This window comes from Halorubrum sp. SD690R, from assembly GCF_005435035.1.
GTDB lineage: Archaea > Halobacteriota > Halobacteria > Halobacteriales > Haloferacaceae > Halorubrum > Halorubrum ezzemoulense.
Map to the genome: position 1 here is coordinate 1 of NZ_SGTV01000019.1, position 13896 is coordinate 13896.

Consider the following 13896-nt stretch of genomic DNA (forward strand, 5'->3'; position numbering starts at 1 on the left):
TATCTGGGGTGACCACCGCCGGAGCCCCAGCCGTGGGGCGGGCAGAGGCGACGCAAGCGCCGCAGGGGCGAGTGAAGCGAGCGACGAGGAGCGTGGTTCGAGAGAGCGAAGCTCTCTCGTCGTCACGAGACGCCTTCGGCGTCTCGAACGACAGCGAGCGTCTGCCCGCCCCGCGGCTGGGGCTCCGGCGGTGGTCACCCCAGATAGGCGCTAATAGACGAGGCCAACAGACGGCCGAGAAGTCGAGGCTTCGGGCGTTCACGCGGACGGACGAACCGCTACACCCGAGCCGACTTAAAAGAACGTCGCGAGCCCCAGCGCCTCGAGGAGCGGGACCCCGGCGGCGATCGAACCGATCAGATACCCACCGATCGCGCCGCCGTTCAACAGCGGGAGCCCCGCGTGCGCTCGCCCCCGAATCACCCACCGCATGAGGACGAGCAGCCCGCCGAGGGTCCCGACCATCGCGAGCAGCGCGGGGAGGTTGACGCCGAGGAGGGGGACGGCGAGGTTCGCGGCCGGCGAGAACGTCGCCGCGCTGGCGATCAGCACCGTCGGGATGACGGCGTCGCCGAGACCGATGAAGAAGGCGTCGCGGTCGCCCGGCTCGGGCGAGTCCGGAACCTCGCCTGCCGCGTCGGCGTCCGGGCTCGTGTCAGCCGCCGCGTCTACATCGCCTTCCGCTTCCGCGTCGGTTTCGCTGTCCGCATCGACCTCCTCGTCCGCGCCGACCTCCGCGGCCTCGTCGCTGGCCGCCTCTCCGTCGAGCAGGGAGTACGACACCGACAGCGGGATCACCAGCACGACCGGGATGTTCAGGTCCATCACGCCCTCCGCGAGCGACAGCATGTGTTCGGTGCCGTAGACGGAGACCGCGTCGTAGACAGCGAGGACGGCGAGGAGGATCAGCGCGGGCAACAGGCCGAAGGAGATACCGAACAGCCCGGCGGCGCCCGCGCCCATCAACACCCCCGCGGTGTCGATCACGTACCACTCGGGGTGGACGAGCAGGCCGACTGCGACCGCGACCGCGGGGACGGCCGCCGCGAGCGGCGGAACGAGCGCGGAGAACACGTACCACGAGAGCCACGCCGAGACGCCGACGATCAGCAGCCGGATCGCCCCGTCGAAGTCGTACCGGAACGCCGCCAGCATCACTCCGGTCATCGCGACGATGGCGACGACGTACAGCACGCTGTTCGCGGGGTTGTCGGGGTTCTCGACCGCCTGATAACCGCTCGCGGCGAACTCCGGGACCAGCGCCAGCGCGCCCACCTGAACGACCAGGAACAGCCCGACCACGAAGGCGACGCCGCGGTACTCGCGGGGGAACATTCGACCGTCGGTTCGTCGGCCGAGGGTTTCGTCCTTGCGCTTCGGGCCGCGGGCGCCGACGGTACCGACCGCTATCGAGGAATCGGCGGCGCACAGAAACGGGTTCGGGCTCGGTGTGGGAGCGGGTGGACCCGAACCCAAGCCGACGGACGACGGACGGTGGAAGCGAGTGGCCGGCCGGCCCGCCCGAAACGGGATGGGGCCGGCCGGATTCGTCCGCGGCATTTACCTACTCAGCCGAGCGACGTAAGAACGTATCGCCCGAGTTATCAGCACGGATATTTTCATTGGCGGACCGGACCATGAGCCGTGGCGGAGGCTCACGGCTTGGAGATGACGGAAGGAGATGAGTCGAGGAGCGGTGGGCGAAAGGGGAGGAGTCGAGGAGTGATGGGCGAAAGGCGAGGCGGCGGCGAGAGGCGGCGGGCGGCGGCCGGACAGCGGACCCCCGGGCTGTCGTCGGCGTCGCCGCCCGAGCGGTCGGGACGGGCGCGCGGATCGATTAACGCCGAATTCCAACGAGAAAAGCGTCGGTCTTCGGCAAAATAGGGTATGTGCCTCACGCGTATAAATGTGTGAGATCCGGATCCGGTCGAGGGGGCGTTCGTCGCGGGAGACGACGCGCCGCGAGCCGGCTCAGCGACGGTCGCGGAGCGCGGGGAACTCCTCGCGGACCGTCGCGACCCGCTCGGGGTCCACGGCGGCGGTGACGACGCCCGGTTCGTCGCCGACCGACGCGAGCGCGGTCCCCCACGGGTCGTACACCGCGCTCCGCCCGCAGAGTTCGTCGTCGCCGAACCGACCGCTCCCGTTGACCGCGGCGACGTACGTCAGGTTCTCGATGGCCCGCGCCCGTCCGAGCGTCCGCCAGTGCTCGATCCGCGGATACGGCCACGCGCTCGGGACCAGCACGCACTCGACGCCCCGATCGGCCATCGCGCGGAACTGCTCCGGGAATCGGAGGTCGTAGCAGGTCGTCACCCCGACCGTGACGCCCGCGAGGTCGACCACCGGCGTCCGCTCGCCGGGCACCATCCGGTCCGTCTCCTCGGAGCCGTAGCCGAACAGATGCCGCTTCCGGTAGACGAGCCGGCGCTCGCCGTCGGCGTCGAAAAGCACCGCGGCGTTCGCGAGCCCGGACTCGGCCGGGACCGCCAACCCGTCCGCGGCCGACGCCGACAGGTCCTCGACGACCGTGCCGGCGAGCACGGCCACGTCGTTCGCGTCGGCCGCGGCCGCGAACCGGGCGAGGCGGTCGCCGGCGAGGCTCTCCGCGGCGCGGCCGTACGAGTCGAACGCGAAGTACCCGACGTCGAACAGCTCGGGGAGGACAACGAGGTCCGCGCCCTCGGCGGCGGCCCCCCGGATGCGGTCGAGCGCCCGCGCGACGTTCGCCTCGACGTCGCCGCCCTCGACCGCCAGCTGGACGCCGGCGAGCCTCATGCCGGCGAGGCGAGCGAGGCCCGGAGCGCGTCCTCCAAGTTGTCCAGTTCGGCGTCGAAGTTGCGCTTGAAGAAGGACTCGACGCCCGGGAGGCTCCCGTCGACGACGAACTCGTTGGCGAGCCGACAGCCGCCGTCGTCGGTCTCGGTGATCTCGTGTTCTCCGGTCACGCGGAACGCCCGCGACTTCCCGACGAACTTCACTCGGTTCGGCGGGTCGCGCGCGACCTCCTCCGTCTCGACGTCGATCGTCGAGCGGATCATCGGTATCGGGAGCGCGACGTGCCAGGTCGCGGTTCGGTCGTCGTGAACTTCGAAGGAGTCGACCACGCTGATGGCGCCCGCGCGCTGCTCCGCGTCCGAGATGAACGCCCACACGTCGGCTGGCGGCGCGTCGAACTCGAACGTCCGGGAGACTCGAACGGTCATACGTCTCCGTTTAGGGCTACGGGTGTTAAAATTGCGCGTCGACGGAGTCGACCGCGAAGGACGGGGCGGGGCGCCGGGGGATCGCCGGCGCGAGCCTCACCCGTCGGGCGTCACGCGCCAGGTCGTCGACTTGGCGCGACCCCACTTCTCGATATCGACGTCGTCCGACTTCTCGGCGAGGCGGGGAAGCCGCGAACCGACCTGTTTCGCGGTGAGTCCGATCGCGTCGGCGATCGTCTTCGAGCGAACGTACCGCTCACCACGGGTGACGCTGTCCGTGAGGTACGCGAGGATCCGCTGTTCCTCCTCAGTGTACTCGCTCATTGTCCCGTCTACGCGTCTGACGCTATTAACGGTTTCTCGTTCTGGAACCGGACGGCCGGTCGACGGCGGGGAGCGCCCGGTCAGCTGAACAACTGAACCGCGCCGACGGCGAGCGTCGCGAAGACGAACGCGCCCGCGAACCCCCACGCTTTCCCGAGCTGCCCCGGGTACGCTAGCATCACCACGGCGCTGACGGCCGCGACGGCGCCGAGCGCGAGCGCGACGCCGACCTCTTTGTCCGATTCGATGGAAGCCTCGCTCATACGAACCGCTTCGCGGGGGGCCACTTAGTTCATACGAACCGCGTGACGCCGACGGCTGGTAGTCACCGGAGGCAGCCGTGACGCGGGCGCCACGCCCGCCTCAGATGATCTCGACGTGTTCGGACGCCTCGTTGAGGGCGAGATTCGCGGCGATCTCGGCGTTCCGCATGGCGTACTCGGCGGTGTGCTGGAGACTGACGAGCACCTCGCGGGTCATGAGCAGCGTCTCGTTGTCCAGGTCGTTCGGCAGCTCGTCGAGGATCTCTTGTTCGCGGTCCTCCAGCCGCGAGAACAGGTCGCGGCACTCGACGGTGAGGTCGTAGTCGCGCTCGACGACGGCGCGGACCGCGAGCGCGGTCAGCTCGTCCACCTGATCGGTGAACTCGCGGATCTGCCGCATCGTCGCGCTGTCGACGTCGAGGGTGTGCCCGTCGGCCTCCATCACGATCTCGGCGATGTCCTCCGCGTTGTCGGCGGTGAGTTCGAGGTTCTTCGCGACGGAGCGGTAGCCGATGAGCGGGAACCCCTCTTCCAAGCCCACGGCGCGCGCGAGGTTCGGGTTCTGGTAGGCGGTGAAGATGAGCCGCAACAGGAGGACGAAGATCTTGTTCGCCTGCCGCTCGCGGTTGAGCGCGCGCTGCGCGAGGTCGGGGTTGCCGTGCGCGAGCGCCTTCACGCCCTCGCCGCGCATGGTGGAGCCGGTGTTCTCCAGCCGTTCGAGGAGGTTGTCGAGGGTGAAGTCCTCGGGGTCGACGGAGCAGCGGATCGAGATGTCCTCGGGCGTCTCCTCGATGACGCCGAGCCCCATCAGCTGGGTCTCCGCCTTGTAGACGGCGTTGATGTGTTCGCTGTCGAGCGCGCCCTCGCTGCGGACGTGGATCACGCGCCGCCCCAGTACGTACTGCGCGACGATCGCGCGTTCGAGCGAGCGCGCGTCGAGCGCGTCGGCGTTGATCACCGCCTCGGACTCCTCGGAGCTCACAGACTCGGGAAGCACCGTGAGGGTCCCCTTCCCACCCATTCGGAGCGACACCTCGTCGCCTTTGTTCACGCCGTGTTCCTGCGCCCACTCGGCCGGAAGGGTCATCGCCAGCGTCGACGGCCCCAACCGTTGGACCTTCCGCGTTTCCATACGCCACCGTATCGCGGGATAGACCTTAACCTTGTTCCCATGTTCATTATACGCAGCATCGAATATACAAGGTGATCGAGCCGGGCCGAAGGCCGACGGATGTCGACCGCGTCCGTCGGCCGCGCAACAGCGCGTTCGATCCGCGCGTTTATGTCGGTCAGGAAGGGAGAGATGGTATGACCGAGCGGGTACTCGTCGTCGACGACTCCTCCTTCCAGCGGACCGTCGTCCGCGACGCGCTGGAAGACCGGTTCGAGGTCGTCGACGAGGCGGAAAACGGCGCTGAGGCGGTCGAGCTGTTCGAGGCGTACGAGCCGGACGCGGTGTCCATGGACGTCGTGATGCCGGAGATGACCGGGATCGAGGCGACCGCGGCGATCAAAGACCGGTGGCCCGACGCGGTGATCGTGATGTGTACGAGCGTCGACCAACAGGAGAAGATGATGGAGGCGGTGAAGGCGGGCGCCGACGGCTACGTGACGAAGCCGGTCGACGCTGTGGAACTGGTCGGCGAGTTCGAGAGCCACCTCGGGTAAACGCCCTTTCGGAGTCGAGTCTCGACGAGGAGAAGTGTGCTCCCGCGGGGACGGTCAGACGGGGTCGAACGAGCGGAGGATCGCTGCGAGCGCGCTCGCGAGTTCCTCGAACCGGTCTATCTCCATCGAGTCGGTGGTCGCCCAGACGCCGTGGTCGTTCGCGATCACGCGCGTTAGGTAGCCGTTCACGAACACGCGAACCGTGAACCGGTAGTCGCCGAGTTGGGTGTCCGCGTACATCGACTGCGCGTGGAACCCCTGTCGCTCGTTCTCGGCGAAGCCGACGAGATCGGCGGTCTGGCTCAGGTCGCTGCGGAGGTACAGCTGGTCGATGTCGTCGTGCGTGAAGTAAGTGAGGCTCCGCAGTTCGTCGCCCGTCGCCGTGCGAGCGGCGCTGAGCAGTTCGTCGACGCGTGCGTCCGAGGGCTGAGACATACACACATGATCAGTGTTCACATACATGAGTGTGGGTGGTCGCGGCACCCACGGACGCGGCGCCGGCGAAGGCGACGACGCCCGGAGGGGACCGTCGCGGCGGCGAGGAGGGACAGAGTTTAGCGACTCCCCCGTGATCGCTCGTCTGATGACCGATCACGACGGCGTCTGCGTCCTGTTGCCGACGATGAACGAGGCCGAGACGGTCGCACGCGTCGTCGCGGACTTCCGGGACGCCGGATTCGAGAACGTCTTGGTTATCGACGGCGGCTCGACGGACGACACGCAGTCGATCGCCTGCGATTCCGGCGCGCGCGTCGTCGAACAGTCCGGCCGCGGGAAGGGGCAGGCGGTCAGGGAGGCGGTCCGCGACCACGTCGAGGCCCCGTACGTGCTGATGGCGGACGCCGACGCCACGTACGACGCGGACGACGCGGCGGCGATGCTCGACCCGCTCTTCGACGGCGAGGCCGAACACGTCGTCGGGGATCGCTTCGCGGACATGCGCCCGGGTGCGATGACGCGCCTGAACCGGGTCGGCAACCGCCTAATCAACCTCGCGTTCCGGGCGATCCACCGCGAGGACTACGGCGATATCCTCTCGGGGTACCGCGCGTTCACCCGCGAGTCGTTCCTGCGGCTCCACCTCACCGCGGACGGGTTCGGTATCGAGACCGAGATGGCCGTCGAGTGCGTGAAGAACCGCGTCCCGGTCGCCGTGGTCCCGATCACGTACCGAGAGCGGCCCGGCGGCTCCGCGACGAACCTCCACCCTGTCCGGGACGGTGGGGTGATCTTCCTAGAGCTGTACCGGAAGGCGAAGACGAACAACCCGCTGTTCTACTTCGGGAGCGTCGGCGTGGCGTCGACCGCAGCGGGAATCGCGATGGCGTCGTTCGTGCTGTACCGGTACCTCGCGTTCGGGATCAGTCACGAGGTGGTCGCCGTCGGCGCGGTCGGCGCGACGATCCTCGGGATCCAGCTGCTCGTGTTCGGCTTCCTCGCCGACATGATCCACACCCTCCACCGCGAGCAGATCGCACGCTACGATCAGGCCGTCGGCGGCGGAGCGACAGGGGGCTCTGCGGCGGCCGGCGACGGCGGGGAGGCCTCCAGACCGGACGAAACTCCCGAAGCGAGAGAACCGGAGCGGTGACCCGGCGGGAGCCTGACGCGGTCGGCGAGCGAGACCGACGCGACGGTTAAGCCGGGGAAGGCGAGGACGACCGACGAACACCGAACCGGAGAGCGGCGGACGACGATCCGCCTCGCGAGGGCAGACGACCGAAGCCGACTCGCACGCCGCGATGACGGGAGAGACGCTGTCTACGTTTCGTTTCGGAGAGGGACAGAAAACTATATTTCCGGTAAAATGTGCGTTCTAATCATGAATACGTCCCTAAGACCGGCGATCACTAACACGGATGTAAGATGATCGTCCCTAACAACTATCCATAAGTCTGAAGTTTTTTATACACACAATCTTACTACTTGGTATGCCACGGCGAAACATTGAGAATCGTGATGATTCCCGGCATATCGGCCGGCGACAATGGCTCTCCGCGCTCGGCCTCGCCGGCGCCGTAACGCTCGCCGGCTGTTCCGGAAACGGCGGTGACGGGTCGGACGGCTCTGGCGGCGGGGGCGGCGAAGTCGAGGTTCCTGATTTCCCCCGGTTCGGGGTCGGTGACCTCTACGGATCGGAGGTCACTCGCAACCTGGCACGGGAGGCGTTCGAGGAGTCGGAATACGACTACGGCTTCGACGGGGACGTCATGGTCAACCCCGAAGGAGACCAGGTCGAGATCGACATCTATCACAGCGCCGCCTCCGAGACCAACCAGCTCCTCGCGGAGTTCATCGCACAGGAACTCGAGAACAACCTCGGTATCAGCGTCACTCCCGAAGCGATCGACGGGACTCGGTTCAGTAACGAGTACTACTCGGGGGACCCCGAAGGCGGGACGGATACGGTTAACGGCGAAGAGGTGGAGTGGTCGAACCCCGGACCGCGGAACCCGGGGCCGCGCTCCGTCACGAGCAACGAGGCGTGGGATATGTCGGTCAACTTCGGGCTGAACACGTACCCGCTCAACCCCCTCACGAACCAGACGTTCTTCGACGGGGCGAACGCGAACTTCAACCCGGTCGGCTACTACCCGCAGTTCGACGTCGAGTCCCTGTTCGAGCAGGCGAGGCAGGCGACGAGTCGGGACGAGATCCGGCAGGCGTTCGTTGACATCTTCGCGAACCTCGCGCGCGAACAGCCCTACATCATGCTCACTCTGGGCGACGATATCATCGGGTACAACCCCGACCTCACCGGTCCGATCGAGAACTTCTCGAACGGCTGGGACCTCCCGGCGTGGCACATCGACGACCCCAGCGTGTCGGGCTCGTACGACACGGTCACGGGAGCCAGTTTCAACACGCTGAACCCGCTGTACAATAACGAGTCCGGGGCCGGAACGGCCATCGAGCGCGCGATCGATCCCGGCTACACGTTCGACGAGAACCAGGAGTACTTCCCGCTTTTGTACGACATGTCCACGGAGGACGGCGAGGTGTGGACGTTCGAACTCCGTGATAACCTCCAGTTCAGCGAGCCGTACGGGCAGGTCACCGCCGAGGACTTCGTCTATCAGATCCAGGAGGTCCAACAGGCCGATTGGGCGAACACCGCCGACTCGGACAGCTGGGAGGGCGTCGAAGTCGAGCAGACCGGGGAACTCGAGTTCGAGGCGACGCTGGAAACGTCGAACGTGCTGTGGCCCCAGACGTACGACCCGTACCTCTACCCGATTCCGCGTGCCCTCCTCGAACCGTACGTCGAGGAGGAGGACGTGGAGGGGCTCCAGCAGGACGAGGAGCTCCTCGAACTCCAGTTCTCGGGGAACCTCGGGCCGTTCGAGCTCGAAGAGTGGAACCGCGGCTCGGGTACCGAGTACGTCCGGAACGACGAGTACTACCTCCGGGACATCGACGAGGGGCCGGACCTGTTCTCCGAAGGGCCGCTCTTCGAGGAGGCGTCGATCAGCGTCGTTCAAGAGCAGGCGTCGCGTCTCGGTGCGCTCGAGACGGGCGAGGCGGACGCGGCGGCGATTCCGCCGGAGCAGTACGAGTCGTACAGCGAAGACGATAACGTGACCGTCCGGCAGGTCCCCACGCCGTACAACACGATCATCTCCGTGAACCAGCGCGCGAACGGGTGGAACACCGGTCCGGGCAACATGTTCCAGCTCGTTCCGTTCCGCCAGGCGATGGCGGCGGCGATCGGCAAAGAGGAGCTGATCCAAGGGGTCTACCGCGGACTCGCCTCCTCCCACTTCACCTGGCAGCCCCGCTGGTCCGAGTTCTACCCGTCGACGGACGAGTAAGAGCGAGCCACCCCGTTCTCACCCTACCGACTTACACATCACATGGGATTTGGAAGGTACGTCACCGCTCGGGTTCTCTGGGCAGCAGTCGTATCGCTCATTATCGTCACGATCACGTTCCTGCTGCTCTCGGCCGCGCCGAACCCGGCCGTCCAGCGGGCAGCGACGCAGGCGGCGCTTCAAGGCGGCGATCCGGCGGAGGCGGCCGAGCGGGTACGCGAGCTGCGCGGGCTCGACCAGCCGCTTCACGTCCGGTATTTCGACTTCATCCGGAGCGTGTACACGCTCGACTGGGGCTGGTCCGTGAGCCGGAGCCAGCCCGTGATGGAGGCGGTCACGCAGGCGCTGTACTACACCGCGCAGTACTCGATTCCGTGGACCATCCTCACGATCACCTTGGGGCCGCTCGTCGGCGTCTACTCCGCCGCGAACATGTACAGTTGGAAGGACCACGCGGCGACCGGGTTCGCCTTCTTCGGCTACGCCATCCCGAACTTCTTTTTCGGGATCATCCTCCTGTTGATCTTCGGCGTGTGGCTGGAGGTGATACCGGTGATCTACAACACGAGCGCACCGGTGTTCAGCGTGGAGAACGCGATCCAGCTGTCGGTCCCGGTGTTCGTGTTGGTCACCGGGTCGATCGGCGCCGTCATGCGCGTCTCCCGGAACGAGTCCGCGGAGTTCCAGAACGCCGACTTCATGAAGACGGCAAAGGCGAAGGGGGTCTCCCCGCTTCGTGCGTACGCGTATCACGTCATGCGACCGACCCTCGTCCCGCTCTCGACGACGCTCGTGGGACAGCTCCTCGCGCTGTTCCTCGGGTCGTCACTCCTCGTCGAGGTCGTGTTCGGTATCCCCGGACTGGGACGGTTGACTTACGAAGCGCTGCTCGCGCAGGACACGAACCTCGTGTTGGGGACGACGCTGTTCTTCACCTTCGTCGCCGTCATCGGGAACCTCCTCGAGGACATCGTGTTCACCGTGCTCGACCCGCGGATCAGCTACGATGACAGGTAACATAACCGAAAACAATGGCAACTGAAGACTCCGAACGGTTCGATCAAGTCGACTGGAACGACCTCTCGCGGTCGGGGCGGTTCGATCTGTCGACCAACTCGATCGGGATGCTGCTGACGACCCTGCCGCTCGCGCTGCTCGGCGTGTACGACTGGCGGTTCACCGGCCAGCGCACCCCGACCTTCGAGTTCATCGGCCTCGAACGGAACTTGGAGAGCCTCGACTTCTTCTTCATCTTCACGCTGTTCCTGGCGTTCTGGTACCTCGTCTTGCCGCTGTACCAGAACCCGCGGATGACGCGGTACTACTGGAAGGAGTTCAAGCGCAACCGCCCCGCGGTCGTGAGCCTCGGCTGGCTCAGCATCGTGTTCGTCGGCGGGCTCGTCGGCCCGCTCGTCATGAACGCGCCGCAACAGGACCTGTTCATCGCCTACCAGCCGCCGGTGTTCACCTCCGTCGTCGACACGACACCGGCGACGTGCGTCGGCGAGGTGATGAACGGACGGTGCTACGGCACCTGGCAACACCCGCTCGGGACCACGCAGGGCGGGAAGGACGTGTTCACGATGATCGTCTACGGGATGACGATCAGCATGCAGATCGCCTTCATCACGACGACCATCGTCGCCACGATCGGGATCTCGTTCGGGACGCTCAGCGCGTACGCCGGCGGGTGGGTCGACGAGATCATGATGCGGTTCGTCGACATCATCCTCTCGTTCCCGACGTTCCTGATGTTCCTGCTCATCCTGTACATCTACGGGGCCGGACTGGGGATGTTCATCGTGGTGTTCTCGCTGTTCGCCTGGGGCGGGACCGCCCGCTACATCCGGAGCAAGTCGCTGTCGATCTCCGAGGAGGAGTTCATCAAGGCGAGCCGGATCAGCGGCGCGAGCACGTATCAGGTGATCCGCGGACACGTCGTGCCGAACGCGGCGAGCAGCATCATCACCCAGCTCACGCTGCTCATTCCCGGCTTCCTGCTCGCGGAGGCCCAGCTCGCGTTCCTCGGGATCGGCGACTCGACGGTGCCCTCGTGGGGGCAGCTCATCTCCGCCGGGCGGAGCGACCTCTCGTTCGCCCCGTGGATCGTGTTAGCGCCGGGTATCGTGCTGTTCCTGACCATCCTCGCGTTCAACTTCCTCGGTGACGCGCTGTTGGACGCGCTGAACCCCGAAGCGGAGGCGGAGAACGAATAATGGCCGACGATCAGCCACTACTCAAGGTCGAAAACCTCACGACGACGTTCAGCACCGACAACGGAACGCTCACCGCGGTCGACGGGATCGACTTCAGCGTCGACACCGGCGAAACGGTGTGTATCGTCGGCGAGTCGGGGTCCGGAAAGACGGTCGCGACGGAGTCGATCACGCGGATTATCAACACCCCGCCGGGAGAGATCGAGGGGACCGTCCGGTACGACGGGCGCGACCTGCTGTCGCTCCCCGAATCGGAGCTTCAGAACATCCGGGGCAACGAGATCGCACACATCTTCCAGAACCCGCAGGAGGCGATGAACCACTGCTACACGGTCGGGTGGCAGATCACCGAGGCGCTCCAGATCCACCAGGACGTCTCCGACGACGAGGCCCGCGCGAAGGCGGTCGACCTCATGGACCGCGTCGGGATCGCGAACGCGAGCTCGCGGTTCGACGACTACCCGCACGAGTTCTCCGGCGGACAGAAGCAGCGCGTGATGATCGCGATGGCGCTCGTCGGGGACCCCGACCTGCTCATCGCCGACGAGCCCACGACCGCGCTCGACGTGACCGTCCAAGCGCAGATCCTGCGGCTCCTCGACGACCTCCAAAAGGAGTTCGAGATGGGAATCCTGTTCGTCACGCACGACCTCGGCGTCGTCGCGGAGATCGCCGACCGGATCGTCGTGATGTACGCCGGGAAGGTGATGGAGCGGGGCGGCGTCCTCGACATCTTCGATCACCCCGGGCATCCGTACACACAGCAACTGCTGGAGTGTTTGCCGGAGTTCGGGGGATCCGGCGGCGGCATTCCGGGGACGCTCCCGGACCCGCACGACCCGCCGGACGGCTGCCGGTTCGCTCCACGGTGCGAGTACGCCGAGGAGGCGTGTCGCACCGGCGACCAGCCGGACGAGGTCGAGGTGGCGCCGGGCCAGGAGGTCTCCTGCGTCCACTACGGGCCGGGCGGCAACCCGTCGGTAGTCAGGAGCGACGGGCTCGGACCGGGCGACGGAGCGGCCGACGGCGACAGCGAGGTGGGTCCCGCCGATGACTGAGCCGCTGCTCTCGGTCCGCGACCTGAAGAAACACTACCCGATCCGGAAGGGGCTGTTCAACCGGAAGGTCGGCGCCGCCCGCGCCGTCGACGGGATCAGCTTCGACATCGAAGAGGGCGAAACGCTCGGACTCGTCGGCGAGTCCGGGTGCGGGAAGTCGACCGCGGCGAGTTCGGTGATCCACTTGGAGGAGCCGACCTCGGGCGAGGTCATCTTCAACGGGAACGGACGCGGGGGCGCGACGCGCGACCCCGACGGAACCCACCCCAACGACGTGACGCAGTTCGACGACGACGAGATGATGGCGTTCCGGCGGGGCGCCCAGATGATCTTCCAAGACCCGTCGTCGAGCTTCGACCCGCGGGTGTCCGTGGGGAACGCCGTCGGCGAGCTGCTCAAGGTCCACGGGATGAGCGACCGCCACCGGCGTCGCGCCATCGTCGAGGACCTGCTCGAACGCGTCGGGCTCTCGGCGAGCGACTTCGACCGGTACCCGCACGAGTTCTCCGGCGGGCAGAAACAGCGGATCGCGCTCGCCCGGGCGCTCGTGTTGAACCCGGACCTCATCATCGCCGACGAGCCGGTGAGCGCGCTCGACGTCTCCATCCAGGCGGAGATACTCTCGCTGATCAACGACCTCCAAGACGAGTTCGGGCTGTCGCTTCTGTTCATCAGCCACGACATGTCCGTCATCCGCCAGATCTGTGACCGCGTGGCCGTGATGTACCTCGGCGAGATAGTCGAGATCGGGCCGGTGGAGGAGATCTTCACCGACCCGCAACACCCATACACCGAGGCGCTGCTGTCCTCGATCCCGACGCCGGACCCGCGCGCGAGCGTCGGCGGCATCGAGCTGAAGGGCACCGTGCCGAGTCCGACGAACCCGCCGAGCGGGTGTCGGTTCCACACCCGGTGTCACAAGGTGATCCAACCGGACGGCGTCGACGTCGATCAGGCCGACTGGCGCGGGCTGTTGAACTTCCGCGACAAGGTCAGCGCGGGCGAGGTCGACGTTGAACAGGTCCGCGAGAACATCGCCGCCGGCGGCTCCGACCCGACCGACGCGGAGGTCCAGGCGGAGATCCGCCGGGAGTTCGACATCGGGGAGACCGTCGACGACCCCGACCTCGAACGGACCCTCTCGGAGGCACTGGATCTCCTGATCGACGGGAACGACGAGCGGGCGGGAGAGGTCTTGCGAAACGCGATCACGACGCCGTGCGCCGAGACCGAGCCGGAACGGACGGTCCACACGCCGGACCACGAGTCCGCCTGTCTCCGACACGAGGGTCAGGCGGCCGCGGAGCCGAGCCCCGCGGACGACTGATCCCGGCCGCGACCGAGCCGGG

General features: G+C 66.8%; 14 protein-coding genes. 7 read left to right on the forward strand and 7 right to left on the reverse strand.

Annotated elements, in window-relative coordinates:
- Positions 1–294 precede the first annotated feature (294 nt).
- The 6 genes from EXE41_RS12140 to EXE41_RS12165 form a co-directional block, all read right to left on the reverse strand.
- Complete coding sequence (locus tag EXE41_RS12140; protein WP_086215866.1) at positions 295–1335, reverse strand: presenilin family intramembrane aspartyl protease PSH; 1041 nt, start codon at positions 1333–1335, stop codon at positions 295–297.
- A gap of 636 nt (positions 1336–1971) precedes the next feature.
- Positions 1972–2778, reverse strand: coding sequence for a carbon-nitrogen family hydrolase (locus EXE41_RS12145; protein ID WP_086215865.1), 807 nt, complete (start codon positions 2776–2778; stop codon positions 1972–1974).
- On the reverse strand, positions 2775–3206 hold the full coding sequence (locus EXE41_RS12150; protein ID WP_049931256.1) for a CoxG family protein: 432 nt from the start codon (positions 3204–3206) through the stop codon (positions 2775–2777). The genes EXE41_RS12145 and EXE41_RS12150 overlap by 4 nt, the downstream gene beginning before the upstream one ends.
- A gap of 96 nt (positions 3207–3302) precedes the next feature.
- Positions 3303–3530 carry a hypothetical protein gene (locus EXE41_RS12155; protein WP_004598402.1) on the reverse strand — a complete coding sequence of 76 codons (228 nt, stop codon included), beginning with the start codon at positions 3528–3530 and terminating at the stop codon, positions 3303–3305.
- 80 nt (positions 3531–3610) lie between these two features.
- Positions 3611–3793: a hypothetical protein gene (locus EXE41_RS12160; protein WP_049931257.1), complete on the reverse strand. Its 183-nt coding sequence runs from the start codon at positions 3791–3793 to the stop codon at positions 3611–3613.
- 100 nt (positions 3794–3893) lie between these two features.
- The gene (locus tag EXE41_RS12165; protein WP_049931258.1) at positions 3894–4925 is read right to left on the reverse strand and encodes a phosphate uptake regulator PhoU; all 1032 of its coding nucleotides are present in this window, start codon (positions 4923–4925) and stop codon (positions 3894–3896) included.
- 176 nt (positions 4926–5101) lie between these two features.
- On the opposite strand from EXE41_RS12165, the gene EXE41_RS12170 reads away from it, so the two are divergent.
- Positions 5102–5461 (forward strand): response regulator, encoded by a 360-nt coding sequence (locus tag EXE41_RS12170; RefSeq protein WP_137691155.1) that lies wholly within the window; start codon positions 5102–5104, stop codon positions 5459–5461.
- 54 nt (positions 5462–5515) lie between these two features.
- On the opposite strand, the gene EXE41_RS12175 is transcribed toward EXE41_RS12170, so the two are convergent.
- The gene (locus EXE41_RS12175) at positions 5516–5896 is read right to left on the reverse strand and encodes a hypothetical protein (protein ID WP_137691156.1); all 381 of its coding nucleotides are present in this window, start codon (positions 5894–5896) and stop codon (positions 5516–5518) included.
- Positions 5897–6044: 148 nt separating this feature from the next.
- Between EXE41_RS12175 and aglJ the strand changes: the two genes are divergently transcribed.
- The 6 genes from aglJ to EXE41_RS12205 all read left to right on the forward strand — a co-directional run bounded on the left by aglJ (position 6045) and on the right by EXE41_RS12205 (position 13874).
- A complete protein-coding gene (gene aglJ, locus EXE41_RS12180; protein ID WP_086215863.1) occupies positions 6045–7052 on the forward strand; it encodes an S-layer glycoprotein N-glycosyltransferase AglJ in 1008 nt (335 codons plus the stop codon).
- A gap of 340 nt (positions 7053–7392) precedes the next feature.
- Complete coding sequence (locus EXE41_RS12185; RefSeq protein ID WP_137691157.1) at positions 7393–9273, forward strand: ABC transporter substrate-binding protein; 1881 nt, start codon at positions 7393–7395, stop codon at positions 9271–9273.
- A 42-nt stretch (positions 9274–9315) separates the two neighbouring features.
- Positions 9316–10290 carry an ABC transporter permease gene (locus EXE41_RS12190; RefSeq protein ID WP_049931266.1) on the forward strand — a complete coding sequence of 325 codons (975 nt, stop codon included), beginning with the start codon at positions 9316–9318 and terminating at the stop codon, positions 10288–10290.
- A 14-nt stretch (positions 10291–10304) separates the two neighbouring features.
- Positions 10305–11489: an ABC transporter permease gene (locus tag EXE41_RS12195; RefSeq protein ID WP_137691158.1), complete on the forward strand. Its 1185-nt coding sequence runs from the start codon at positions 10305–10307 to the stop codon at positions 11487–11489.
- Entirely contained in the window at positions 11489–12547 is a 1059-nt protein-coding gene (locus EXE41_RS12200) for an ABC transporter ATP-binding protein (RefSeq protein ID WP_137691159.1), read from the forward strand. Before EXE41_RS12195 ends, EXE41_RS12200 begins: the two co-directional genes overlap by 1 nt.
- Complete coding sequence (locus tag EXE41_RS12205; protein ID WP_137691160.1) at positions 12540–13874, forward strand: ABC transporter ATP-binding protein; 1335 nt, start codon at positions 12540–12542, stop codon at positions 13872–13874. The genes EXE41_RS12200 and EXE41_RS12205 overlap by 8 nt, the downstream gene beginning before the upstream one ends.
- The last annotated feature ends 22 nt before the right edge of the window (positions 13875–13896 follow it).

What these genes read in the sequence shown, in the direction of transcription:
- EXE41_RS12160 (WP_049931257.1), bottom strand. Translation starts at nt 3,793, where the DNA reads ATGAGCGAGGCTTCCATCGAATCGGACAAAGAGGTCGGCGTCGCGCTC.
- EXE41_RS12200 (WP_137691159.1), top strand. Translation starts at nt 11,489, where the DNA reads ATGGCCGACGATCAGCCACTACTCAAGGTCGAAAACCTCACGACGACG.
- EXE41_RS12140 (WP_086215866.1), bottom strand. Translation starts at nt 1,335, where the DNA reads ATGTTCCCCCGCGAGTACCGCGGCGTCGCCTTCGTGGTCGGGCTGTTC.
- EXE41_RS12170 (WP_137691155.1), top strand. Translation starts at nt 5,102, where the DNA reads ATGACCGAGCGGGTACTCGTCGTCGACGACTCCTCCTTCCAGCGGACC.
- EXE41_RS12150 (WP_049931256.1), bottom strand. Translation starts at nt 3,206, where the DNA reads ATGACCGTTCGAGTCTCCCGGACGTTCGAGTTCGACGCGCCGCCAGCC.
- EXE41_RS12145 (WP_086215865.1), bottom strand. Translation starts at nt 2,778, where the DNA reads ATGAGGCTCGCCGGCGTCCAGCTGGCGGTCGAGGGCGGCGACGTCGAG.
- EXE41_RS12155 (WP_004598402.1), bottom strand. Translation starts at nt 3,530, where the DNA reads ATGAGCGAGTACACTGAGGAGGAACAGCGGATCCTCGCGTACCTCACG.
- EXE41_RS12190 (WP_049931266.1), top strand. Translation starts at nt 9,316, where the DNA reads ATGGGATTTGGAAGGTACGTCACCGCTCGGGTTCTCTGGGCAGCAGTC.
- EXE41_RS12175 (WP_137691156.1), bottom strand. Translation starts at nt 5,896, where the DNA reads ATGTCTCAGCCCTCGGACGCACGCGTCGACGAACTGCTCAGCGCCGCT.
- aglJ (WP_086215863.1), top strand. Translation starts at nt 6,045, where the DNA reads ATGACCGATCACGACGGCGTCTGCGTCCTGTTGCCGACGATGAACGAG.
- EXE41_RS12185 (WP_137691157.1), top strand. Translation starts at nt 7,393, where the DNA reads ATGCCACGGCGAAACATTGAGAATCGTGATGATTCCCGGCATATCGGC.
- EXE41_RS12205 (WP_137691160.1), top strand. Translation starts at nt 12,540, where the DNA reads ATGACTGAGCCGCTGCTCTCGGTCCGCGACCTGAAGAAACACTACCCG.
- EXE41_RS12195 (WP_137691158.1), top strand. Translation starts at nt 10,305, where the DNA reads ATGGCAACTGAAGACTCCGAACGGTTCGATCAAGTCGACTGGAACGAC.
- EXE41_RS12165 (WP_049931258.1), bottom strand. Translation starts at nt 4,925, where the DNA reads ATGGAAACGCGGAAGGTCCAACGGTTGGGGCCGTCGACGCTGGCGATG.